We start from the raw sequence: 22,102 nt of genomic DNA, 5'->3' as shown, positions 1-22,102 counted from the left end.
TTATCAAATTTATAGATTGACTTAATGAACAAAGAAAATCACTCATCCAGTTTCATATTTCCCCTGTCCTCATGACTTTCCGGATTTGAATTAGGATAACGATTTGGCGTAATATCTGAATTCCGATCTTTATTTTCGACTGTTTTTTTTGCTTCTTCTTCCGTGGACACCCCACGATTCGCATTTGGATTATTTGAATTTATATCTTTTGAAGTTTCTTGGAAACTTTCGTTTTCATTTCGGACTCTGTCTACGATTTCTTTGTTTCCACTTTTGTCAGTTACTACTTCTTGTTTTATTTCTGATTCATGAAATTCAATATCGTGTGGAATATTTTTCCCTTTCGATTCATCGATGTTTTTTTTGTGTTCCATTTATTTTTTTGGAACCTAGATTGTTATTTTCCATGACATTATATTTTTTCATTACTACATAATATTACGAATTTTAAATGGGAAAAATAAGACCTTTAACATAGCTTTTGGTTATTAAATAATTATTCTTTACTTGAATTGAAAACAAAACTATCTTTGCACTTTAAAAATAATACATGCATCATCACTTCATTCTTTTTAAACCATACGGCTATTTAAGCCAATTTATTTACGAACTAAAGAGAAAGAAAAAGCTTTTGGGTGAATTATATGATTTTCCTGAAGGTACCATGGCAATTGGCCGCTTAGACGAAGATTCTGAAGGATTGCTTTTACTTACAACCGACGGAAAAGTAAGCGAACAAATAAGAAGCAAAAAAGTAGACAAGGAATATTACGTTCAGGTTGATGGGGTGATAACTCCTGAAGCGATTGAAGAATTGCAAAAAGGTGTGGAAATTGGTTTTGATGGTGGAAAATATAAAACTAAACCTTGTAAAGCCTTTATTGTTACCGAAATTCCTGATTTTGGGCCAAGAGCCAAAAAAATAAGAGACGAACGTCATGGCCCAACTTCCTGGGCTTCTATAACCATAAATGAAGGCAAATTCCGTCAGGTTCGTAAAATGACAGCGGCGGTCGGTTTTCCAACTTTAAGATTAGTTCGTGTTAGAATAGGAAATGTATATTTGCAAAACTTAAAAGCTGGAGATGTTCTGGAAGTTTCAGATTTTAAATTAGAAAACTAATTAGAAAATGTGTCAATTAGATAATTTGAAAATTAGATAGTTACAGACTAACATCTAACATTTAACATCTAACATTTAACAAATAACTTAAAAAATGCTAAACGTTGTTCTTGTAGAACCTGAAATACCAAATAATACTGGAAATATTGGACGCTTATGCGTGGGCACAGAAAGTCGTCTGCACTTAATTCATCCCTTCGGATTTGTGATTAATGATAAAAATCTCAAACGTTCCGGTTTGGATTATTGGGTACATCTTGATGTGACCGAATATCAAAATATAGAAGAATGGATTCAGCAGATTCCTGATCAATCACGTGTTTTTTTGATGAGTTCGCATGCAGAGAAATCATATTTAGAAACCGATTTTCAAGATGGAGACTGGTTGGTTTTCGGAAAAGAAAGCGTTGGTTTGAGCGCAGCAGTTTTAACACGTTTTGAAAATCATCTAACGATTCCGATGTCGAAATTAATCCGTAGTTTTAATATTGCAAATTCTGTGGCTTTTGTAGTTGGTGAGGCTAAAAGACAAATTGGGTTGAAGGTTTAATTTATTTTGAAACTCCAGAGGAGCTTAATGTTTATAGCTATAATATTTTACCACAGGTTAAAACTCCAGAGGAGCGATATAATAATTTTTATTTTGATGGATAAATATTTCACCCCTATGGGTTCTGCCAAAATGCCTTTATCATTCTATAAATATAATGTCCCGCTGGGACTCATAATTAATTGAGATTAATAAAAAGTATTCTAAGTAATCACAAACTTCCCTTTTTCAGCATCAAAAATAATATGCTCGTCTTTAAACAAAGTAGCGAAACTTCCTTTTGAAATTAAATTACATGGTTCATCCTGAACAACAAATTCCGGCGTCATTATGATCATTTCATCGCTTAACTGAATCGCCAAATCGATATCGTGTGTTGAAAATAAAATACATTTTTGAGTTTCCTGTGTCAGCTTTTTTAGCAATTTGAAAAGCGAAACTTTATGTAATAAATCGAGATGCGTTGTAGGTTCATCGAGAATAATTAAAGGCGTGTCTTGTGCCAAAGCTCTCGCAATTAAAACCTTTTGCAATTGACCGTCACTAATCTCAAAATGTCTTTTTTGTGCCAAATGTTCAATTTGCGTTAATACCATCGCTTCCTGAACTTTTTCTATATCTGTTTGAGATAAAGTTCCGATCCAATCCGTGTATGGCTGTCTTCCCAAAGCCACTAATTCAAAAACAGAAAGATTGCTTGGTGGCAATTTCTCGGTTAAAACCAAACTTAGATTTTGTGCTAAATCTAGAGGGTTATAAGTATTTATGTTTTTTTCATTCAGAAGAACTTTCCCTGACAACGGTTGTTGAATTCCGGTAATGGTTCTCAATAAAGTTGATTTCCCAATTCCGTTTGCACCAATTAATGAAATGAGTTTTCCTGATGACAGATTCAAATTAAGATTTTCAGCAATAGCCACAGTTGCTTTCTTGGACTTATAGCCAATGGTTAAATTTGAAGTTTCTAGAATTGTTTTCATTTTTTTTTAAGATGCTAAGGTTCTGAGATACTAAGGAGCTAAGATTTTTTAACGATTTAACATCTGCGAAGATCCGTTTAATCCGTTTAATCCGTGGCCAAACATTATTACTTAAAATTTCTTTTTCTTATCAATAACCAAATTACGACCGGTGCACCAATTATAGACGTAATTGCATTTATTGGAAGTGTAACATCAAAGCCCGGCATTTGAGAAACTATATCACAGAATAATACAATAATAGCTCCAAAAAGCAATGTACTCCAAAACAAAATCATATGGTTACTGGTTTGAAAAGTCAGTTTTGCGATATGCGGCACAGCTAATCCAATAAAAGCTATCGGGCCTGCAAAAGCAGTGATGCTTCCGGCTAAAATACTGGTTGCAAAAATAATGATCAAACGGGCTTTATTGAAATTCAATCCCATGCTTTTTGCATAATTTTCGCCCAAAAGCAAAGCATTTAAAGGCTTAATACTAGCCGCGCTTAAAACTAAACCAAAAAATACACTGACTGCCAAAACTATAATTGATTTCCAGGAAAGATTGCCAAGATTTCCTAATGACCAAAAAGTGAATTTCTGAAGCTGTTCGGCTGTACTAAAATAAGTTAAAACACTCACGATTGCGGTTGTAAAACTTCCGAACATTAATCCAACAATTAAGATTGCCATCGTATCCCGTAAACGTTGCGAAACGACTAAAACCAACAATAAAACAAGTGTACTGCCTAAAGTTGAAGCCAAAACAATTCCGTATGAAGATAATGCGATTGTTCTCAAAAAGAAGGCAAAAATCCAGCACCAAGAATCACAAAAGCCACTCCGAGACTTGCACCTGAACTTAATCCTAAAACATACGGCCCTGCAAGCGGATTTCTGAATAAAGTCTGCATCAACAAACCGCTTATTGAAAGTCCGGTTCCGACTAAAATCGCTGTAATCGCTTTTGGCAAACGGTAATTGATAATGATATATTCCCAAGTCGATTTGCTAGCTTGACTTCCTGTTAAGCTCGTATAAACATCTCTAAATGGAATATTAACGGAACCCAAACTAATACTCGCAAAAAACATCAGAAGAAGTCCTAAACCCAGAACGATAAATAAAATGGTATTTCTTTCTTTGTTTGCCAATTTAATTCAGTTTAGATGCAAAAGTAAACTCATAACTCGGCAGTAAATCCGGATGAAAAATTTTAATATAATCTTTCAAAACCAAATCTGGTCGGCTTGGCGATAATTCATAATAAATGGTTCCGCCAGTTGCTCCAAACTTACTTTCTAAAGTATAGATTGATTTATTCTTAAAAGCGTCAAACTCACTGTAATGCGGATTTGCTTTTTGTAATTCGTCTAAAGTCAGAAAAGATCCAGAAGCAATCCAAACATTTGCTGTTTTGGCTTTATCTAATACTTTTTCGAATGACAAACCCTGACTTCCGGTTCCTTTTAAATCGGCCCATAAATAATTAGACTGTGCATCTTTCATAAATTGCGCCACCCAGCTGTTTCCTTTTGCCACATACCAAACATCCTCATACATAGAACCATATAAAACTGTCGTCGTCGCAGGTTTATCAGCGACTAATTTCTTAGCCTGATTGTAGCTTGTTACAATTTTATCAAACAATTCTTTGGCTTTCTCTTCTTTACCAAATAAGGCTCCGTAGAGTTTAATCCATTCTGCTTTTCCAAGTGGAGATTGTTCCATCCAGTCGGCCTGAATCATTACGTTTAAACCACTTTTTGTCAAATTATCCAGCATCGGATTGTTATTGTCAACTCCAAAAGTTACAATCAAATCTGGAGATAATTCTATTAATTGTTCAATATTTAATTTTTCATTTTGTCCAACGTTTTTCACAGAACCTTTATCAATTAATATTCTGGTTTTTTCAGATGAAATATAATCGGTATGTGGAAAACCAACTAGTTTATCTTCTACATCCAGCATTTCAAGATAGGGAATATTAGTCGTTGATGTCACCACAATAGATTCTAAAGGAACTTTTATCGTAGTATAATTTTGTAAACTATCCGGAACTTTAGCTTCTTTTTCTTTTAAAATATAAGTAAAATTTTTATTTGCATTTGGCCACGGATTTGTCACTGTTACTACTGAAAATCCTTCGTGTTTTACGATAGAAAGTCCAGAAGCATATTCAATACTATTTTTAGCAATTGGAGATTTTGCAACTTCAGCAGTTTCATTTTTTTTACATCCGATTAGAAGAAAAAAAGATAGAATAATAATGGATTTAGGTACTAAATTTTTCATATACTGGTTATACTATTTTGGAATATGAAATCGTTAATATGCAATATCGGCACAGATTTTGAATATCACAATTTCATTATTTAAATTTTCGATAGCGACAAAGGTAAGGCAATTTCTATTTTTTTTGTTTACCTTTATTCTTACAAATTTCAACAAAATTATCTTTTATATTTATGAATACCACAAAAACCAAAGTTTGCTCAAGTTGTGAATCTACTTTTAGCTGCGGAGATATTTCTGTTGAAAACAAATGCTGGTGTAATGATTTCCCTCCTATTTTTAATCTTTCTGAAGGAGGCGATTGTCTTTGTCAGACTTGCTTTAAAGAAGCCTGCGTAGACAAAATAGATGCTTATGTCGAGACTATGACTCCAAAAAAAGCACTACAAAATAAAGCACTATCTTTACCAAAAACTGCAAAACTTATTGAAGATATCGATTATTATAAGGAAGAAGGCACTACAGTTTTCACTAGTTGGTTCCATTTGAAACGAGGCAATTGTTGTGGTAATGATTGTCGCCATTGCCCTTATTAAGTGTTAATTATAAATTGTTAGTTGTTAATTATGAAAAACAACATAATCAAAGACAAAAGTTTTGATTTTGCCATCCGAATTGTCAAATTATATCAATATCTATGTATTGAGAAAAAAGAGTTTATACTTTCTAAACAACTACTACGATCTGGAACAAGTATTGGTGCAATGGTTAGAGAAGCAGAACACGCTGAAAGTAAAAATGATTTCATTCATAAATTTGCTATTGCGCAAAAAGAAGCAAATGAATCAATTTATTGGCTAGAATTATTAAAAGCTACTGATTATTTAAATGATAAAGAATTTGAAAATATCAACAGTGATGCCATTGCAATTTTAAAACTAATAACAAGTATTCTGAAAACCACAAAAAACCAACTCATCTCCAAAGCAGTTTCTACTTCAAATTAACAATTCACAACTAACAATTAATAATTAAAATGATTTACTTAATTACCGGAGGCGAACGATCAGGAAAAAGCAGTTATGCCCAAAATTTAGCATTGAAGCTTTCTGATACTCCAATGTACTTGGCAACGGCCAGAAAATGGGATGACGATTTCCAAACCAGAATCGACCGACATCAGTCAGAACGCGACGGGCGCTGGACTAATATTGAGAAAGAAAAATATTTAAGTGAAATTAATTTTTCAGGGAAAGTAGCTTTGATTGATTGTGTAACGCTTTGGTTAACCAACTTTTTTACTGATCATAAATATGATGTAACTTTAAGTTTGGAAGAAGCCAAAAAAGAATTTCTGGCAATTGCAAATCAGGAAAACGCAACACTTATTATTGTGACCAACGAAATTGGAATGGGTGTTCATGCCGAAACTCATATCGGCAGAAAATTTACAGAACTTCAGGGCTGGATGAATCAGTTTTTGGCTTCAAAAGCAGATGAAGTTGTTTTGATGGTTTCGGGAATTCCGGTAAAAATTAAATAAAATTCCAAATTATAAATTCCAAATTCCAAGGCACTGCCTTAACTTTACATAAATTCAAACATTCAGATTGATTTTTGAAATTGGAATTTGGATTTTTTTTATTGGAATTTTAACCTCAACAACATGACTTATTTAGATGATATTTTAAAATCGCGTCGTGATACCAGACATTTTACCGCTGATGAAGTTCCTGATGAAGTTATTGAAAAAGCTTTACAGGCCGGACATTGGGCGCCATCTGTTGGACTAACGGATGCTACACGTTATTATATCATTAAATCGGCAGAAGTAAAAAACGCTATCAAAGATTTATTCTTGGATTATAATATGAAAGCCGAATCGCTAACGGATAATCCTGAACAAAAAGAACATTATAAATCTTTAAAACTGGAAGCTATTGAAGAAGCGCCAATCGGACTTATTATCGCTTATGACCGTTCCGTTTTAAATCAATTTACAATTGGAACTGTTGGTAGTAATGAAGCGGTGAAATTTAGTTCAGTTTGTGCGGCTCAGAATATTTGGCTTTCACTAACGGAACAGGGTTACGGAATGGGCTGGGTTTCAATTTTGAATTATCATCAGTTTAAAAACATACTCGATTTACCAGAAAACATTGAACCTTTGGGTTATTTCTGTGTTGGAAAACCAGCCACAAATTATGATAATCAGCCGATGTTGCAACAATTGCATTGGAAACAGAAATCAGAAACACCGATTTGTTCAGAAATTAAAAATGTAACCAAAAGTTATATTTCTGATTTGAAATTAAAATCTCAAACTGAGCTTGAGAATAAAAATGATTTCAGCAGACTTTTACAAGAAAAAATAGACGGCAAGACCAAACCCGTTGGCGCTTTAGGGACTTTGGAAACTTTAGCCTTTCAGATGGCAACGGTTTTTGAAACTTTAAATCCGAAAATTATAAATCCGAATATTGTTGTTTTCGCAGCAGATCACGGAATTGCAAATCACGGTGTGAGCGCTTATCCACAAGATGTTACCCGCCAGATGGTTGGTAATTTTCTGGAAGGCGGTGCAGCGATAAACGTTTTCTGCAAACAAAATAACATTCAGTTATCAATTGTAGATTCGGGCGTAAATTATGATTTTCCGACGAATACCAATCTGATAAATGCCAAAATCGCGAAAGGAACGCAATCATTCCTCCATGCTCCTGCTATGAGTGAAATCGAATTGCAGTTGTGTTTTGAAAAAGGAAAATCAATAGTCAAAGATATTGCTAAAACGGGTTCGAATTGCATCGGTTTTGGTGAAATGGGAATTGGGAATACTTCAACTGCGTCCGTTCTAATGAGTCTTTTAACTGATTTCTCTATTGAAGAATGTGTCGGAAAAGGAACCGGAGTTGAAAATGAAAAGCTAATTCAGAAAAAGCAATTTCTAAAAAAAACAATTGAAAATTATTCCGGTCAAGCCGAATTAAAAGAACAACTGGCTTATTTTGGAGGTTTTGAAATTATACAAATGGCAAGCGGAATGCTGACTGCGTTTGAAAACAAAATATTGATTTTAGTTGACGGTTTTATTTGCAGTGTGGCTTTTTTAATTGCTTCTAAAATGAATCCTGGCATCATAAAAAATGCGGTTTTTTGTCATTGTTCTGCTGAACAGGCACATCAAAAATTACTTCAATATTTAAATGCAAAACCAATTTTAAATTTAGATTTACGTCTGGGTGAAGGAACAGGCTGTGCAATTGCTTTCCCGATTTTGAAATCGGCTGAAGCTTTTTTGAATGAAATGGCTAGTTTTGAGAGTGCGGGAGTAAGTAGGAAATGATTAGTCTCAGTCTCGGTTTTCATTCGCAGTTTTAAATCTTAAAAATATCTTTCATAAATGAAAAAAGAACTACATATTTTCTTCACCTGTTTAATGTTTTACACCCGAATTCCATGTCCTAAAAACATTGATCACAATCCTGAATATTTAAATAAAGCCACACGTTATTTTCCTTTTATTGGATGGATTGTTGGGAGTATTTCTTTTTTAGCTTTTTATATTTTCGCTCAATTTTTATCTAGTGAAATTGCGGTTATTTTGGCTATAATTGCTTCTATTCTAACAACTGGTGCTTTTCATGAAGATGGTTTTGCAGATGTTTGTGATGGTTTTGGTGGAGGCTGGACGAAAGAAAAGATTTTGATGATTATGAAAGACAGTGCCATTGGCGCTTACGGAGCAATTGGATTGGTTTTATTGTTTTTATTGAAATTCAAATTGCTTTCTGAGTTAATTTCTATTTCTCAGATAGAAAGTTATAATGGAATTCTTCAAATTTTTCTTTTATTTATATCCGCTCATGCTTTAAGTCGTTTGGCTGCTATTTCAATCATTTTCACACATGAATATTCACGTGATGATGCTACGAGCAAAAGCAAACCAATTGCTAAAAAACATAGCTGGAAAGAAATTCTCGGAGCTTTTTTCTTTGGTCTATTACCTCTTTTAGTGCTTTCTTATTTTCAGTACCAATTCTTACTTATTTTAATTCCTGTTTTTATAACACGCTATTTTTTGGCACGTTATTTCCAAAAATGGATTGACGGCTATACTGGAGATTGCCTTGGCGCCACACAACAAGTTTGCGAAATTGTTTATTATTTAAGCTTTCTTTTTATATGGAAATTTATCTAGTTCGCCATACCGAAACTGCTTGTGAAAAAGGCATTTGTTACGGGCAATCTGATGTTGATTTAACAGAACCTTTCGATTCTATTTTTGAAAACATTCTTTCTCAACTACCTTCAGAAGCAATTATTTTTTCAAGTCCGTTGAAGCGATGCGTTACTTTGGCTAAATATATTCACGACAACATCAAAACGCTATCTTACCAAAAAGACAAACGTTTGATGGAAATGAATTTTGGCGATTGGGAAATGAAAAACTGGAACGATATTCTGCCCGAACAACTTAATCCATGGATGGAAGATTTTGTCAATTTTCCGGCTTCAAATGGAGAATCTTTTGTGGAATTACATAACCGCGTTGAAGGCTTTTTAACTGATTTAACTTCAAAAGAAATCAATCAACCTGTCATTATTGTTTGTCATGCCGGAATCATCAGAAGTATCTTATGTCATCATTCTTCCTTACCCTTAAAAGATGCTTTTCAAAACAAAGTAGATTTTGGTGAAGTCATTAAAATCGAGCTATAAGAATGGTTTTGTTTAGAATTTGACTTAAAAAGTAAAACAAATTTGATAATTCAATATTTTTAACTTTATCTTTGCCCGAAATTTAAGGTTGTGTTTTAATTATAAAAACACATTAAAAGGGAATCAAGTAATCTTGAGCTGTACCCGCAACTGTAAGCTAAGTTCTGAAAAGAATGCTTGTTGTTAACTACAAAACCACTGTTCGCCTAGCGAATGGGAAGGTAAACAACAAGACGCAAGCCAGGAGACCTGCCTTTATAACAAATATCGAACTCTCGGGAAAAAGAGTGTAGAAATTATGACTTTAAAAAAACGTTTCGCTTTTTGTTTGCTGTTGCTGTGCCAGATTCTTTTGGCGCAAAATGATTCTATTACAAAACTGAAAACGGTTGTAGTTTCTGACGCTAATCTTAAAAAATATTCCACTTCACAATCGGTTTTAAAGCTTAATGATTCTGTCATCAATAAAAATGAAGCTTTATTAACGGATCTTTTAAATTTCAATTCAACCATTTATTTCAAAGAATACGGACGCGGCATGCTTTCGACAGTTGCCTTTAGAGGAACAACTTCATCGCAGACAGCTGTAATCTGGAACGGAATCAACATCAATTCTCAAATGAACGGAAGTACTGATTTTAATACAATTTCAGGTTCCGATTATAATTCGGTTAGCGTAAAAGCCGGTGGAGGAAGTGTTATTTATGGAAGTGGCGCCGTGGGAGGAACTGTACATTTAAATAATGATTTGAGTTTCTACAAACGTTTTGAGAATAATCTGAAATTGGATTACGGGAGTTTCAATACTATCGGAATCAATTATAAAACTACTATTTCGAACGAAAAATGGAGTGCTCAGATTGGTTTTTCTAAAAACAGTTCGACAAACGATTACAAATACCTGAATCAATATACCTGGAAAGGCGAACAGCGCTGGAACCAAAACGGACAATATGATGTTTTTACCATGAGCGCCAATTTAGGTTATAAATTTGATGCAAAAAACAGTTTAAAATTATACAGCCAAACCTCTAACACAGACCGAAATACTTCGCTAATAACAGAAACAGAAACCAAAAGCAAGTACGTTAATGGCTTCAATCGAAATTTATTGGAATACGATGGGAATTTTGGCAAGTTTACTACCAATTTAAAAACCGCCTATATTTTCGAGAACTATCAATATTTTGCCGATAATTCGACTAATCAATATACTTTCGGAAAAACGGAAAGCTTTATTGCTAAAGGTGATTTAGGATATACCTTTTTTAAATCGACACAAATAAACGGAATTTTAGATTACAACCGAACCAAAGGTTTTGGAAGTGGTTTTGGTGATAATACCAGAGAAATTAGTTCTGCAGCATTATTGATAAAACAAGATTTTTCAAAAGATTGGAAAAGCGAATTTGGCATCAGAAAAGAATTTACGGATAATTATAAATCGCCTGTTTTATTCTCTTTGGGATCTTCTTATCAATTTGGAAAATTATATAATTTGAAATTGAATTTGTCCCGAAATTTCAGAATTCCAACCTTCAATGATTTGTATTGGGAAGAAGGCGGAAATCCGGATTTGAAACCTGAAAGTTCTTATCAGGCAGAAATTGGAAATGTGTTTACTTATAAAAACATTTCGTTTACGCAGACTTTCTACTATATCAAAATCAACGATTTATTGCGTTGGGTTCCCGGAAGCAACGGAATCTGGACACCGCAAAACACAGATAAGGTCAATACTTACGGAACCGAAACTTTATTGAGTTGGAAAAAACAGTATGGCAAAAATTATTTTGGCGCCAATGCCACTTATGCCTACACGGTTTCGGAAGATCTGGAGACAAACAAACAACTCTTTTTTGTTCCTTTTAATAAAGTTACGGCAGCAGTTTCTTATTCCAGAAATACTATTTCAGCTTATTATCAATTTTTGTATAACGGTTTTGTCTATAGACAAGCTGATAATGATCCAAATGAAATTGTAGATGCTTATATGGTTTCAAATATAGGAATCGATTATGATTTTAAATTTTTAAGCTCTTTCAAACTAGGATTTCAGGTTTTAAATCTTTGGAATGAAAATTATGAAAGCCTTGAAAACAGACCAATGCCAGGAAGAAATTTTAATATGTACTTAAACCTTAAATTTTAATATAATGAAGTTAACCAGATTATTTTTAGTAGCATTAAGCGTATCGCTTTTTGTTTCTTGTTCAAACGATGATGACAATAATGATCCAAAAGGAGTATATGATAATGGTTTTTTCATCTTAAACGAAGGAAATTCTGATGGTGGTTCAGTTTCTTTCGTAAGTGATGATTTAGCCAATTTTACAGCAGATGTTTACAAAACCGCAAATGCTACTGACTTTGCTGGAGTATATCTTCAAAACATCTTTTTTGATGGAGATAAAGCGTATATCATTGCTGGTGGATCAAACGTAATTAACGTTGTAAACAGATATACTTTTAAATTAATTGCAAAAGTTGAAACAGGTCTTGCTAACCCAAGATACGGAGTTGTAAAAGACGGAAAAGCTTATGTAACGAATGCAAACACTTACTCATACATCAACCCGGCAACTGGAGATACTGATGATTATATTGCAGTAATTGATTTGGCTACTAATAAAGTAGAATCTAAAATCGAATTGGGCGCAACTGCAAATAGAATTTTATTGGAAAACAATAAATTATACATTACAGATTCTTCTAATGATAAGGTATTGGTAGTAAACCCTGCAACAAAAACATTAGAAACTCCGGTAACAATTGGTTACAGTGGTGACAGTATGGAAGTTGAAGATGGTATTTTATATGTTTTGAGAGCTCCTTATGGTAATAATAGAAGTGAAATTGTAAAAGTAAAATTATCTGATAAGTCGGTTACTAAAATTACTTTCCCTGCATCTTTAGACAGAGCCGGATACTTAGACATTTATAATGATAAGGTTTATTATACCTCTAACAACTCAGTATACGCAATTACGACTAACGCAACAGCAGCTTCAACGACAGCAATTGCAACTGCAAGTCTACCTGCAGGCGGTTCAATTTATGGTTTTGCTGTAAACGATGATAAAATATTTATTGCTGATGGTGGTGATTTCGGATCCAACAGCAAAGCTTACATCTACAACTTAAGTGGAAGTTTGCAAAAAGAATTAACGGTTGGTGTAGGACCAAATGGTTTTTACTTCAACGATTAATACCTTTATTTTTAAATTAGTTTTTGGATTTTTTTTGTAAAAAAGGCTTTCATTTCTGAAAGCCTTTTTTCCTTTTTATTCCTATTCATATCTATTTCAATGCTCTTAAAAGCCCTTCCGGTGCCTTTTCAATATACATTTGATTTCTTATTCCGTTCATTGCTTTAACATTAGTAAACGTTCTTAAAGCTTGCGTTCTGTCTTGTTGTATTTTCTTCGCGGTTGAACCTGTAATTTTAGAAATTGTTAAATTCAATAAAGGTTCAGATGGATCTCCTAAAACCCCCATATTGGTAATATATTCTAATTGCTCATAAGTTGGGGCTAACCCGTCTGTATATTCTCCAAAACCAGCAGAGTTTACAATTTTTAAAACTAAAGGTTGCATAGCATATTTATGATTTGGATTTCTGTTTGTTTTCCCGAAACTAGGTGAATCATACAAAGTAACTGAACCTACATTTTTACCAACCGTCGTCTCTCCTACCTGAACTACAGAAATATAAGGTACAAGTCCGTTGATAACCAATTCACTTGCAGAAGCAGTTCCATCTGTAGTAATGATATATATTTTAGATAAATTCAGGCTATTGATTGCAGCTCCGTCTATTTTATCAGGAAACCTGACATTCAACGATTCCGGATCTTCGCTTTCGTAATATTCATTTACCTTTGGATTCCATTTTTCTTTAGCAAAAATTTTAGTAGCAAACTGACCAGTAATCATACTTGCTAATCTTGATGCTGTTTGAATCGAACCTCCACCATTATATCTTAAATCCAAAACAAAATCAGTTATTCCTTGTGATTTTAATGTAGCAAAAGCATCATTAAGCTGGGCATCATAATTAGCATAAAATCCGTTATACATTAAATAACCAATTTTATGGCTTCCCGATACAATTACTTTATTGATAAAAATTGGATTTTCATCTAATGTAGTTTTAACCAAAGCCACTGTTTTACCATTAGAAGTAATGGTTGTTCCATTGATAGTTGCCATATTCAGTGTATAGCTGTCAGCATTCAAAAGTCCCTGATAATTTGAAACTGTTAATTGTGTTCCGTTTACGGCTGTAAAAAGATCACCACGTTTAATATCTTTAGTTGAAGCGTCAGAATTTGGAATAATGTAACGAACAAACCCAACTAATTCTGTTGTACTTCCCGGTTTGTAACTCAATCTAAAATCTACTCCATCATTTTTTGTAGTTCCCTGAAGTTCTCCTTCCAAAACAGTATAATCGTCAACAATCCAGCTAAAACGGTCAATTGCCTGCCCTTTTGGGAATTTACTACTTGGTTTATTCAGTAAATCCTGAAATAAATCATCGGGTTCAGAATATCCTTTTAAAAAAGAGTTAAGCGCTTCCTGAGAGCTAAAACGATCATCAGCTAAATTAGGAACATCAGGTTGCCATAAGTAAAACTGATTCAATCCTTTCCAGATAAAATCATTCACTTGTAAATCTGCCGGAGCAGCAACATCATCCTGATCTTCGCATGATTGCAGCGCAAAAGCCAGCAAAAACACAAGCAATAAACTCTTTAATATTGTTTTCATATAGGTATGTATAGTAGTATCAATAATATATTAACGTAAAAATACTACCTTTAGTTTTAACTATATTCAGTTTAAGTTATTTTTTCAAAAAAAAATCACAAACACGCTGTAACAAAAATAATAGTGCCTCGTCTTGACTATATAAGCGTACTTCTAAATATTGGTTAATTGAAAAAAATCATAATTCAGGAAGTAACGTATAACCGACCAAAAACCAACAAATAACCAATTATGAATCAAGTTGCATTTATAGAATTGATTAATCCTTTTAAAGACAAAGTTTTTCGTCTGGCAAAAAGATTACTCACTAGTACTGAAGAAGCTGAAGATGCAACACAGGAAGTAATGGTGAAATTATGGAACAAAAAAGAGAATTTAGACGCCTATAATAATATAGAAGCTGTCGCGATGACAATGACCAAGAATTATTGCCTGGATCAGTTAAAATCTAAAAGAGCCGGAAATTTAAAAATCGTTCATAATAACTATACAGATCGTGAACCACAGTTAGACAAAAAACTGGAAGATTCTGATAGTTTGGAATGGGTCGAGAAAATTATAAATCAGTTGCCCGAGCAACTCCAAATATTAATTCAGCTTCGCGATGTTGAGCAATATGAATTTGATGAAATTGCGAAAATTGTCAACATGAATGAAACTGCTATTCGGGTAGCACTTTCGAGAGCGAGAAAAAAAATAAGAGAATCAATGGTTAATACACACAGTTATGGAATTAGATAAAATAGAAAATATATTAGAAAAATACTTTCAGGGAGAAACTAGTATTGCAGAAGAAAAAGAATTAAAAGAATACTTTTCTTCGCCGAATGTTGCGCAGCATTTGGAGCAATACAAACCAATGTTTGGTTATTTCTCTCAGGTAAAACAACAAAAATCAACGCAGGAAATACCACTACAAACTAAAAAACGAAATGTGGCGTGGTTATCAATTGCAGCTTCAGTTGTTGTTTTACTAGGAATAGGAACCTTTTATTATGTGAGCCAGGAAACTACAACTCCGATTGTAGCGCAATCAGAATTAGGAACCTATGATGATCCGGAGGAAGCCCTTGCCGCAACGCAAAAAGCTTTGGCCTTATTATCAAACAATGTGAATGTAGGTATTGAAAGTGTACAATACATTCAGGAATATGAACAATCAAAAAACAAAATTTTTAAACAGTAATTTAAATCAATCAAAAAAATAAACAAAATGAAATCAACGATTCACGAATACAAAAAAAACAATAAAACTAGCATGAGTAAAAATTTCATCATAACACTAGTTTTCGCATTCGTTAGTACCACTTTTTATGCTCAGGGAGCATTTGACAAATTTGATGGTCAGGACGATGTAACCTCAGTAATTGTAAACAAAAAAATGTTCGATTTAATGAGCAAAGTAAAAGTTGATGCTTCTGATAAAGAAATGCAACAATACATCAGTCTGATTAAAAAATTAGACTACCTAAAAGTGTTTACAACAAAAAACCCTAAAATCGAAGCTGAAATGAAAGCTTCAGCAGATAAATATGTTAAAACGGCAGGTTTAGAAGAATTAATGAGAATCAATGACGGTGGCAGAAACGTAAAAATATCAGTAAAATCAGGAGCAACAGACTCTCAGGTAAGAGAATTATTGATGTACGTAGACGGAGCTAAAAACGACGAAACGGTTTTATTATCTTTAACAGGTAATTTTGACATCAACGAAATCTCAGTACTTACAGACAAAATGCAACTTCCTGGAGGTTCTGATCTAAAAAAAGCCTCTAAAGGCAAAAAATAATCATGAGAACCAGCATCTTTACCATAGTCCTTTTAGCATTATTAACTTTAGTAAGTTGTAATTCTGAACCATCATTGCAAAAGTATTTTGTAGAGAATACAGAAAACAAAGATTTTATCGCTGTTGATGTTTCGTCTAATATTTTAAACTTAGACAAAGCAAAGTTATCAGCAGAACAAAACGAAGCTTTAAAATCATTTGACAAAATGAACATTTTAGCTTTTAAAGCAAACGATAAAAATAAGGCTCAATTTGAAACAGAAAGAGCAAAAGTGAAAGCAATTCTAAAAGATCCAAAATATCAGGAATTAATGAAGGTTGGCTCTGGTAAAGACGGTGCTTCCATAAGCTATGTTGGCTCTGATGAAAACATCGAAGAGTTTGTAGTTTTTGCCAACAGAAAAGAAAATGGTTTTGCAGTAGTTCGTGTTTTAGGTAAAAATATGAACCCGAATAACATTATGACCTTAATGTCTGTTTTGCAAAAGTCAAAAATCGACATGGAACAATTGAAGCCTTTGCAGCAATTAGTTAATACTAATAAATAAATACATCTTACTTTAAATTGAAAAAAGCTCCAAATAATTTGGAGCTTTTTTTATTATCAGAATTTGAATATTATTTACTCAAATACATTTTTCTTCTTGAGTACAACTCGTAGAATTGATCGTCTTTTAAGTCATCAATAAACAAGATGCTTTCTCCAGTCGATTTCATTTCAGGTCCTAATGCTTTGTTTACGTTTTGGAATTTACTGAAAGAGAAAACCGGTTGTTTGATAGCATATCCTTTTAATTGCGGATTAAAATCGAAGTCTGTTACTTTATTGTGTCCTAACATTACCTTTGTAGCGTAGTTTACATAAGGCTCTCCGTATGCTTTTGCAATAAACGGAACTGTTCTTGAAGCCCTAGGGTTTGCCTCGATAATATAAACTGTATCATCTTTTATCGCAAACTGAATGTTAATCAAACCAACAGTTTTTAAAGCTCTCGCAATTTTATAGGTATGATCTTTTATTTGTTGCATTACGAATTCTCCTAAGTTGAAAGGAGGTAATGTAGCGTTACTATCTCCAGAGTGAACTCCACAAGGCTCGATATGCTCCATAATTCCGATGATGTAAACATTTCCATCAGCATCACAAATGGCATCCGCTTCCGCTTCGATAGCTCCTGCTAAATAATGATCTAAAAGCAATTTATTTCCTGGAATAGTTTTCAATAAATTGATAACGTGTTCCTCTAACTCTTTTTTGTTGATTACAATCTTCATTCCCTGACCTCCTAATACATAAGAAGGGCGAATCAATAACGGGAAGTCTAAAGTATCTGCTAAGGCAGAAGCTTCGTCAGCTGTTTCAGCGATTCCGAATTGTGGGAAAGGAATATGTAATTCTCTCAATAAGTCTGAGAAACGCCCTCTGTCTTCCGCTAAATCAAGTGCATCAAAACTAGTACCGATGATTTTAACTCCGTATTTAGATAATTTTTCAGCTAATTTTAAAGCGGTTTGCCCACCTAACTGAACAATAACACCTTCTGGTTTTTCATGCTGAATGATGTCGTAGATATGCTCCCAGAAAACAGGCTCAAAGTATAATTTATCTGCTGTATCAAAATCAGTAGAAACTGTTTCCGGATTACAGTTGATCATAATCGTTTCATAACCACATTCTTTTGCTGCCAAAACACCGTGTACACAAGAATAATCAAACTCAATCCCTTGTCCAATTCTGTTTGGTCCTGAACCTAAAACAATGATTTTCTTTTTATCAGTAACAATACTTTCGTTATCTACATAACGCTCGCCGTTTGCTTTTTCAATTTCAGCCTCAAAAGTAGAGTAGTAATAAGGTGTTTGTGCTTTAAACTCTGCCGCACAAGTATCAACCAGTTTAAACACGCGGTTGATGTTCTGCTCCATACGCAAAGTATGAACTTCACTTTCCAGACAATTCATCATGTGAGCGATTTGTCTGTCGGCAAAACCTTTTTGTTTCGCTTCAAGCAAAAGTTCTTTTGGAAGATTCGAAATTTTATAGTTCGAAATTTCTTTCTCTAAAGTATAAAGTTCTTCGTATTGTTTCAAGAACCACATATCGATTTTTGTGATTTCATGGATACGGCTCAACGGGATTCCCATTGCAATCGCATCATAAATTACGAAAACACGATCCCAACTTGCAAAAGTTAGTTTCTCGATAATTTGCTCGTAATTGGTATATCCTTTTCCATCAGCACCTAAACCATTTCTTTTGATTTCTAATGATTGTGTAGCTTTGTGCAAAGCTTCCTGGAACGAACGGCCAATTCCCATTACTTCACCAACAGATTTCATCTGAAGTCCTAAAGTTCTGTCAGCACCTTCAAACTTATCAAAGTTCCAACGTGGTATTTTTACAATTACATAATCCAATGTCGGTTCAAAAAGAGCTGAAGTCGATTTTGTAATTTGGTTTTGTAATTCATCTAAGTTGTAACCTAAAGCTAGCTTAGAAGCAATTTTAGCAATTGGATATCCAGTTGCTTTTGATGCTAAAGCAGAAGAACGAGATACACGAGGATTAATTTCGATCGCTACGATATCTTCTTTTTCGTCTGGAGAAACCGCAAATTGTACGTTACAACCTCCTGCAAAATTTCCGATACTACGCATCATTAAGATCGCATAGTCACGTAATTTTTGGAAAGTTGTATCAGATAAAGTCATTGCTGGTGCAACTGTAATCGAATCCCCGGTATGAATTCCCATTGGATCCATATTTTCGATCGAACAGATAATCACAACATTATCGTTTTTATCTCTCAAAAGCTCTAGTTCATATTCTTTCCATCCTAATAAAGCTTTGTCAATCAGTACTTCATGAATTGGTGACATTTCTAATCCGTAGGTTAGTTTTTCGTCAAATTCTTCTTTGCTGTGAACAAAAGCTGCTCCGGTTCCTCCTAATGTAAAAGAAGGACGAATTACTAACGGAAACCCAAATTCCTGAGCAATTTCTTTTCCTTCAAGGAAAGAAGTAGCTGTTTTTGCTGGTGCAGTAGGTACATTTATTTTTTGAAGCAATTGTTTAAATTGCTCTCTGTCCTCGGTAATATTAATAGCATTTACATCAACACCAATTAATCTTACTCCGAAATCCTGCCAAATTCCCTTTTCATCAGCTTCCAAACATAAATTCAAAGCCGTTTGCCCGCCCATTGTTGGCAAAACTGCATCAATTTGTGGATGCTCCTTCAGAATTTCAATAATCGATTTTGTAGTTAATGGTTTCAAATATACATGATCGGCCATTGTTGGGTCGGTCATAATAGTCGCTGGATTTGAGTTTATCAAGATAACTTCAATTCCTTCTTCACGAATAGAACGTGCAGATTGAGAACCTGCATAATCGAATTCGCAAGCTTGACCAATAACAATAGGTCCTGAACCTATTATTAAAACTGATTTTATTGATGTGTCTTTAGGCATTTTATTTGTATTGTGTAGTTATATAAAGTACTTTAAAAAACATTCGTAGTCTATTCTAAACTAGAACGTTGCGTCTTTTTTTACCGACAAGGTATAAAAAAAGGCGATACTAAAAAAGTAATCGCCTTATGTATGTTTATACAAACATTATTTTTTGTGTCTAGGCTCGCTAGAAACAGTTAATTTATGTCTTCCTTTTGCTCTTCTACGCGCCAGAACTTTTCTTCCATTCGCAGAAGCCATTCTGTCCATAAATCCGTGCTTATTTCTTCTTTTTCTTTTCGATGGTTGAAACGTTCTTTTGCTCATTGCTTTGTATCTTTAAAATGGTATCTAATATCTCTTTTCTGTTTTTGAATATCGTTATTCTAAAACCGAGTGCAAATATACAAAGACTTTTTTTTCTGGCAAGTACTTTAATAAAAATATTTTTAATTCATTTTACTATATTTGCAATCTCAAATATACATCTATTATGTTTAACAAAAATATTAAACTTATTTTGGCCGGACTTCTTGTAGTTGCTGGCGTTTGGCAATTTACAGAGAGTAATATCGGGAATGGTATTTTCCTTATATTATTGACTGCAATTCCAATTTTTCTTTATTTTAAAAACGAATTTATTCTTTTAGCCTTCCTTAAATTAAGAAAACAAGACTTCGAAGGTGCTAAAAATTGGCTGGCATACATCAAAAACCCGGAATCAGCATTAGTTAGAAAACAACAAGGATATTTTAATTACCTACACGGAATCATGTTATCTCAGACTAATATCAACCAGGCTGAGAAACATTTCAAGAAAGCAATCGAACTTGGACTATCAATGGATATGGATTTAGCCGTAGCAAAATTAAACCTTGCCGGAGTTGCAATGTCACGCAGAAGAAAACTCGAAGCTACTAATTTATTGAATGAGGCTAAGAAATTAGACAAACAAGGCATGCTGAAAGAGCAAATCACCATGATGAAAGATCAAATGAAGAAAATCTAACTTTTCTAAATTACAATCCCGAAGCCTCGGGATAAAATCCCAAATTCCAATTTATGGTGTTTGGGATTTTTTTTGTCTTTGCCAGTAAACCTTTGTCAAAGTTTTAAACTTTTGACAAAGATATCGAATCGTAAAAAATTTGGAATTTGGAATTTAAAAATTAGAATTTATAAACTTCTAATCTTCCAATATAATAGAAGGCAAATTCTCATTAAGCCATTTATATTTATTGAGAATCATAACATGAGTTCCTCCTTTTACAATAATACAGCTCTTAATATATTTTATCGGAAAAACATCATCCTTATCTCCATGAATATGGACAACATTTTCATCTCTTTGGTCTCTGTCCCATAAAATTACATTTTCGACAGCCCATTGCAGGTAATTAAGATCACGCATTGCTAAGAACTTTTCATAAAGCTTAATGCGTTTATTGATTTTTTCTCCAAAAGAATATTTTGCAAGAGTTTCGATATTCAAAATCAATTTCATCGGAATCAGCTTATACGCTTTTGTAGTTTTCCCAATTTTCATTCTCCTTGGGAATTCTGTATTACTTCTTACACTCGAAATAATAATTATTTTCCGAACCTGAATATGTTTTGCCATTTCCTGAACCAGGATTCCACCAAAAGAAACCCCAATCAAAACCGGATTCTCATGTTTGACGTTTTTGGTTATTCGCAATGCATAATCAGACAATGACTCTTTAGTCTCCGGGATCTCCCACTCTAGCAAACACACTTCAAAAACAGATTCATCTAATTTAATTCTTTCAAAAATGCTTGAGCTTGCAGCCAAACCAGGCATAAAATATACAGGAATTTTACTCATTTGACAGAAAAGGAATTTTAATTACAGATTTCAATTTCAAGTTAAATTTACTTTTTTTACTAATATGCACAGCAAATCTCACACCATAATTCGATATTAAAACAAATAAAATTACAAATAAAGGATTAGGTAATCGATTGAAAAAATAATTTCATATTGAAAATCAAATGATTACCTTTGTATGCCAAATGATTCGTATTCAATCTTCTTCAAAAGAAGTTTGACCGAATTAAAACCCTAATCTATATTAACATTTTTAACCTACTAAAAACATGTAAAATTATGGAACCTATTGAAACAATTATGGAAATCAAAGACAATACTTTTGCAAGACAATTTGAGACCATAACCCCGGAAGGAATGATTTCTGTCGAGTATTCATTTCAGGAAAAGAAAATTTTCCTAACTAAAATCAATACTCCGGAAGGTTTTGAAAATCAGGAATTGATTAATACATTGCTTAAAAGTATCATGGAAATTGTCATCGAAAAGAAATTCAAACTAATGCCTATTCATCCAAAAATTGCACTTTTTATCAAAAAAAACCCAAAGTACAAAGAATTGCTTCCTCCTGGAATTAGAATTTAATTCCATGATTTCTCCGCAAAATAAAAAAGCACAAGTTTAATCCTTGTGCTTTTTCG

At 33.5% G+C, this 22,102-nt stretch carries 23 protein-coding genes, 1 pseudogene and 1 riboswitch; of the genes and pseudogenes, 16 read left to right on the top strand and 8 right to left on the bottom strand.

Going from position 1 to position 22,102, the window contains the following annotated elements; translation table 11 throughout:
* Positions 1-38 precede the first annotated feature (38 nt).
* Positions 39-374, bottom strand: a complete 336-nt coding sequence (locus IHE43_RS07190) for a hypothetical protein (protein ID WP_225585435.1) — start codon at positions 372-374, stop codon at positions 39-41.
* Positions 375-550: 176 nt separating this feature from the next.
* Here IHE43_RS07190 and IHE43_RS07185 point away from each other — a divergent pair, with 176 nt between their 5' ends.
* On the top strand, positions 551-1,123 hold the full coding sequence (locus tag IHE43_RS07185; RefSeq protein WP_192187305.1) for a pseudouridine synthase: 573 nt from the start codon (positions 551-553) through the stop codon (positions 1,121-1,123).
* A 94-nt stretch (positions 1,124-1,217) separates the two neighbouring features.
* Complete coding sequence (locus IHE43_RS07180) at positions 1,218-1,673, top strand: tRNA (cytidine(34)-2'-O)-methyltransferase (RefSeq protein ID WP_192187304.1); 456 nt, start codon at positions 1,218-1,220, stop codon at positions 1,671-1,673.
* Positions 1,674-1,876: 203 nt separating this feature from the next.
* On the opposite strand, the gene IHE43_RS07175 is transcribed toward IHE43_RS07180, so the two are convergent.
* The 3 genes and pseudogenes from IHE43_RS07175 to IHE43_RS07165 all read right to left on the bottom strand — a co-directional run bounded on the left by IHE43_RS07175 (position 1,877) and on the right by IHE43_RS07165 (position 4,932).
* Positions 1,877-2,653, bottom strand: a complete 777-nt coding sequence (locus IHE43_RS07175; RefSeq protein ID WP_192187303.1) for an ABC transporter ATP-binding protein — start codon at positions 2,651-2,653, stop codon at positions 1,877-1,879.
* Between the two features lie 107 nt (positions 2,654-2,760).
* Positions 2,761-3,728, bottom strand: a pseudogene (locus tag IHE43_RS07170) (iron chelate uptake ABC transporter family permease subunit).
* A gap of 61 nt (positions 3,729-3,789) precedes the next feature.
* Positions 3,790-4,932 carry an ABC transporter substrate-binding protein gene (locus tag IHE43_RS07165; protein ID WP_192187302.1) on the bottom strand — a complete coding sequence of 381 codons (1,143 nt, stop codon included), beginning with the start codon at positions 4,930-4,932 and terminating at the stop codon, positions 3,790-3,792.
* A gap of 173 nt (positions 4,933-5,105) precedes the next feature.
* Here IHE43_RS07165 and IHE43_RS07160 point away from each other — a divergent pair, with 173 nt between their 5' ends.
* The 8 genes from IHE43_RS07160 to IHE43_RS07125 all read left to right on the top strand — a co-directional run bounded on the left by IHE43_RS07160 (position 5,106) and on the right by IHE43_RS07125 (position 12,803).
* Positions 5,106-5,468 (top strand): DUF5522 domain-containing protein, encoded by a 363-nt coding sequence (locus IHE43_RS07160; RefSeq protein ID WP_192187301.1) that lies wholly within the window; start codon positions 5,106-5,108, stop codon positions 5,466-5,468.
* Positions 5,469-5,498: 30 nt separating this feature from the next.
* A complete protein-coding gene (locus IHE43_RS07155) occupies positions 5,499-5,879 on the top strand; it encodes a four helix bundle protein (RefSeq protein ID WP_192187300.1) in 381 nt (126 codons plus the stop codon).
* A gap of 29 nt (positions 5,880-5,908) precedes the next feature.
* Complete coding sequence (gene cobU, locus IHE43_RS07150) at positions 5,909-6,415, top strand: bifunctional adenosylcobinamide kinase/adenosylcobinamide-phosphate guanylyltransferase (RefSeq protein WP_192187299.1); 507 nt, start codon at positions 5,909-5,911, stop codon at positions 6,413-6,415.
* Between the two features lie 123 nt (positions 6,416-6,538).
* On the top strand, positions 6,539-8,218 hold the full coding sequence (gene cobT, locus IHE43_RS07145; RefSeq protein WP_192187298.1) for a nicotinate-nucleotide--dimethylbenzimidazole phosphoribosyltransferase: 1,680 nt from the start codon (positions 6,539-6,541) through the stop codon (positions 8,216-8,218).
* Between the two features lie 57 nt (positions 8,219-8,275).
* Entirely contained in the window at positions 8,276-9,073 is a 798-nt protein-coding gene (locus tag IHE43_RS07140; RefSeq protein ID WP_192187297.1) for an adenosylcobinamide-GDP ribazoletransferase, read from the top strand.
* Entirely contained in the window at positions 9,058-9,594 is a 537-nt protein-coding gene (gene cobC, locus IHE43_RS07135; RefSeq protein WP_192187296.1) for an alpha-ribazole phosphatase, read from the top strand. Before IHE43_RS07140 ends, cobC begins: the two co-directional genes overlap by 16 nt.
* A 68-nt stretch (positions 9,595-9,662) precedes the next feature.
* Positions 9,663-9,866, top strand: a riboswitch (cobalamin riboswitch).
* A gap of 26 nt (positions 9,867-9,892) precedes the next feature.
* Positions 9,893-11,746, top strand: a complete 1,854-nt coding sequence (locus IHE43_RS07130; RefSeq protein WP_192187295.1) for a TonB-dependent siderophore receptor — start codon at positions 9,893-9,895, stop codon at positions 11,744-11,746.
* A 4-nt stretch (positions 11,747-11,750) separates the two neighbouring features.
* On the top strand, positions 11,751-12,803 hold the full coding sequence (locus IHE43_RS07125) for a YncE family protein (RefSeq protein WP_192187294.1): 1,053 nt from the start codon (positions 11,751-11,753) through the stop codon (positions 12,801-12,803).
* Between the two features lie 91 nt (positions 12,804-12,894).
* Here IHE43_RS07125 and IHE43_RS07120 read toward each other — a convergent pair whose 3' ends face one another.
* Positions 12,895-14,367: a S41 family peptidase gene (locus IHE43_RS07120; RefSeq protein WP_192187293.1), complete on the bottom strand. Its 1,473-nt coding sequence runs from the start codon at positions 14,365-14,367 to the stop codon at positions 12,895-12,897.
* A 231-nt stretch (positions 14,368-14,598) separates the two neighbouring features.
* On the opposite strand from IHE43_RS07120, the gene IHE43_RS07115 reads away from it, so the two are divergent.
* From IHE43_RS07115 to IHE43_RS07100, 4 genes are read left to right on the top strand one after another with little or no spacing between them, the layout of a single operon-like run.
* Entirely contained in the window at positions 14,599-15,108 is a 510-nt protein-coding gene (locus tag IHE43_RS07115) for an RNA polymerase sigma factor (protein WP_026984094.1), read from the top strand.
* Positions 15,095-15,553, top strand: a complete 459-nt coding sequence (locus IHE43_RS07110) for a hypothetical protein (RefSeq protein ID WP_192187292.1) — start codon at positions 15,095-15,097, stop codon at positions 15,551-15,553. The genes IHE43_RS07115 and IHE43_RS07110 overlap by 14 nt, the downstream gene beginning before the upstream one ends.
* Positions 15,554-15,580: 27 nt before the next feature.
* Positions 15,581-16,156: a DUF4252 domain-containing protein gene (locus tag IHE43_RS07105; protein ID WP_225585434.1), complete on the top strand. Its 576-nt coding sequence runs from the start codon at positions 15,581-15,583 to the stop codon at positions 16,154-16,156.
* Between the two features lie 2 nt (positions 16,157-16,158).
* The gene (locus IHE43_RS07100; RefSeq protein ID WP_192187291.1) at positions 16,159-16,704 is read left to right on the top strand and encodes a DUF4252 domain-containing protein; all 546 of its coding nucleotides are present in this window, start codon (positions 16,159-16,161) and stop codon (positions 16,702-16,704) included.
* A gap of 70 nt (positions 16,705-16,774) precedes the next feature.
* Here IHE43_RS07100 and carB read toward each other — a convergent pair whose 3' ends face one another.
* Both carB and rpmH read right to left on the bottom strand, forming a co-directional pair.
* Positions 16,775-19,630, bottom strand: a complete 2,856-nt coding sequence (gene carB, locus IHE43_RS07095; RefSeq protein ID WP_192187290.1) for a carbamoyl-phosphate synthase large subunit — start codon at positions 19,628-19,630, stop codon at positions 16,775-16,777.
* Between the two features lie 147 nt (positions 19,631-19,777).
* The gene (gene rpmH, locus IHE43_RS07090; protein ID WP_008464848.1) at positions 19,778-19,939 is read right to left on the bottom strand and encodes a 50S ribosomal protein L34; all 162 of its coding nucleotides are present in this window, start codon (positions 19,937-19,939) and stop codon (positions 19,778-19,780) included.
* 166 nt (positions 19,940-20,105) lie between these two features.
* Here rpmH and IHE43_RS07085 point away from each other — a divergent pair, with 166 nt between their 5' ends.
* Complete coding sequence (locus IHE43_RS07085; RefSeq protein WP_192187289.1) at positions 20,106-20,621, top strand: DUF2892 domain-containing protein; 516 nt, start codon at positions 20,106-20,108, stop codon at positions 20,619-20,621.
* A gap of 177 nt (positions 20,622-20,798) precedes the next feature.
* Here IHE43_RS07085 and IHE43_RS07080 read toward each other — a convergent pair whose 3' ends face one another.
* Positions 20,799-21,458: an alpha/beta hydrolase gene (locus tag IHE43_RS07080; protein WP_192187288.1), complete on the bottom strand. Its 660-nt coding sequence runs from the start codon at positions 21,456-21,458 to the stop codon at positions 20,799-20,801.
* Between the two features lie 282 nt (positions 21,459-21,740).
* Between IHE43_RS07080 and IHE43_RS07075 the strand changes: the two genes are divergently transcribed.
* Positions 21,741-22,046 (top strand): GNAT family N-acetyltransferase, encoded by a 306-nt coding sequence (locus tag IHE43_RS07075; RefSeq protein ID WP_225585433.1) that lies wholly within the window; start codon positions 21,741-21,743, stop codon positions 22,044-22,046.
* The last annotated feature ends 56 nt before the right edge of the window (positions 22,047-22,102 follow it).

The sequence above is a fragment of the Flavobacterium sp. MDT1-60 genome (genome assembly GCF_014844035.1).
Lineage (GTDB): Bacteria > Bacteroidota > Bacteroidia > Flavobacteriales > Flavobacteriaceae > Flavobacterium.
This window is presented reverse-complemented; position numbering and strand designations above follow the sequence as displayed.

Excerpts from the sequence above, each read along its gene's own strand:
- IHE43_RS07190 (WP_225585435.1), bottom strand. The coding sequence starts at position 374 with ATGGAACACAAAAAAAACATCGATGAATCGAAAGGGAAAAATATTCCA.
- IHE43_RS07185 (WP_192187305.1), top strand. The coding sequence starts at position 551 with ATGCATCATCACTTCATTCTTTTTAAACCATACGGCTATTTAAGCCAA.
- IHE43_RS07180 (WP_192187304.1), top strand. The coding sequence starts at position 1,218 with ATGCTAAACGTTGTTCTTGTAGAACCTGAAATACCAAATAATACTGGA.
- IHE43_RS07175 (WP_192187303.1), bottom strand. The coding sequence starts at position 2,653 with ATGAAAACAATTCTAGAAACTTCAAATTTAACCATTGGCTATAAGTCC.
- IHE43_RS07165 (WP_192187302.1), bottom strand. The coding sequence starts at position 4,932 with ATGAAAAATTTAGTACCTAAATCCATTATTATTCTATCTTTTTTTCTT.
- IHE43_RS07160 (WP_192187301.1), top strand. The coding sequence starts at position 5,106 with ATGAATACCACAAAAACCAAAGTTTGCTCAAGTTGTGAATCTACTTTT.
- IHE43_RS07155 (WP_192187300.1), top strand. The coding sequence starts at position 5,499 with ATGAAAAACAACATAATCAAAGACAAAAGTTTTGATTTTGCCATCCGA.
- cobU (WP_192187299.1), top strand. The coding sequence starts at position 5,909 with ATGATTTACTTAATTACCGGAGGCGAACGATCAGGAAAAAGCAGTTAT.
- cobT (WP_192187298.1), top strand. The coding sequence starts at position 6,539 with ATGACTTATTTAGATGATATTTTAAAATCGCGTCGTGATACCAGACAT.
- IHE43_RS07140 (WP_192187297.1), top strand. The coding sequence starts at position 8,276 with ATGAAAAAAGAACTACATATTTTCTTCACCTGTTTAATGTTTTACACC.
- cobC (WP_192187296.1), top strand. The coding sequence starts at position 9,058 with ATGGAAATTTATCTAGTTCGCCATACCGAAACTGCTTGTGAAAAAGGC.
- IHE43_RS07130 (WP_192187295.1), top strand. The coding sequence starts at position 9,893 with ATGACTTTAAAAAAACGTTTCGCTTTTTGTTTGCTGTTGCTGTGCCAG.
- IHE43_RS07125 (WP_192187294.1), top strand. The coding sequence starts at position 11,751 with ATGAAGTTAACCAGATTATTTTTAGTAGCATTAAGCGTATCGCTTTTT.
- IHE43_RS07120 (WP_192187293.1), bottom strand. The coding sequence starts at position 14,367 with ATGAAAACAATATTAAAGAGTTTATTGCTTGTGTTTTTGCTGGCTTTT.
- IHE43_RS07115 (WP_026984094.1), top strand. The coding sequence starts at position 14,599 with ATGAATCAAGTTGCATTTATAGAATTGATTAATCCTTTTAAAGACAAA.
- IHE43_RS07110 (WP_192187292.1), top strand. The coding sequence starts at position 15,095 with ATGGAATTAGATAAAATAGAAAATATATTAGAAAAATACTTTCAGGGA.
- IHE43_RS07105 (WP_225585434.1), top strand. The coding sequence starts at position 15,581 with ATGAAATCAACGATTCACGAATACAAAAAAAACAATAAAACTAGCATG.
- IHE43_RS07100 (WP_192187291.1), top strand. The coding sequence starts at position 16,159 with ATGAGAACCAGCATCTTTACCATAGTCCTTTTAGCATTATTAACTTTA.
- carB (WP_192187290.1), bottom strand. The coding sequence starts at position 19,630 with ATGCCTAAAGACACATCAATAAAATCAGTTTTAATAATAGGTTCAGGA.
- rpmH (WP_008464848.1), bottom strand. The coding sequence starts at position 19,939 with ATGAGCAAAAGAACGTTTCAACCATCGAAAAGAAAAAGAAGAAATAAG.
- IHE43_RS07085 (WP_192187289.1), top strand. The coding sequence starts at position 20,106 with ATGTTTAACAAAAATATTAAACTTATTTTGGCCGGACTTCTTGTAGTT.
- IHE43_RS07080 (WP_192187288.1), bottom strand. The coding sequence starts at position 21,458 with ATGAGTAAAATTCCTGTATATTTTATGCCTGGTTTGGCTGCAAGCTCA.
- IHE43_RS07075 (WP_225585433.1), top strand. The coding sequence starts at position 21,741 with ATGGAACCTATTGAAACAATTATGGAAATCAAAGACAATACTTTTGCA.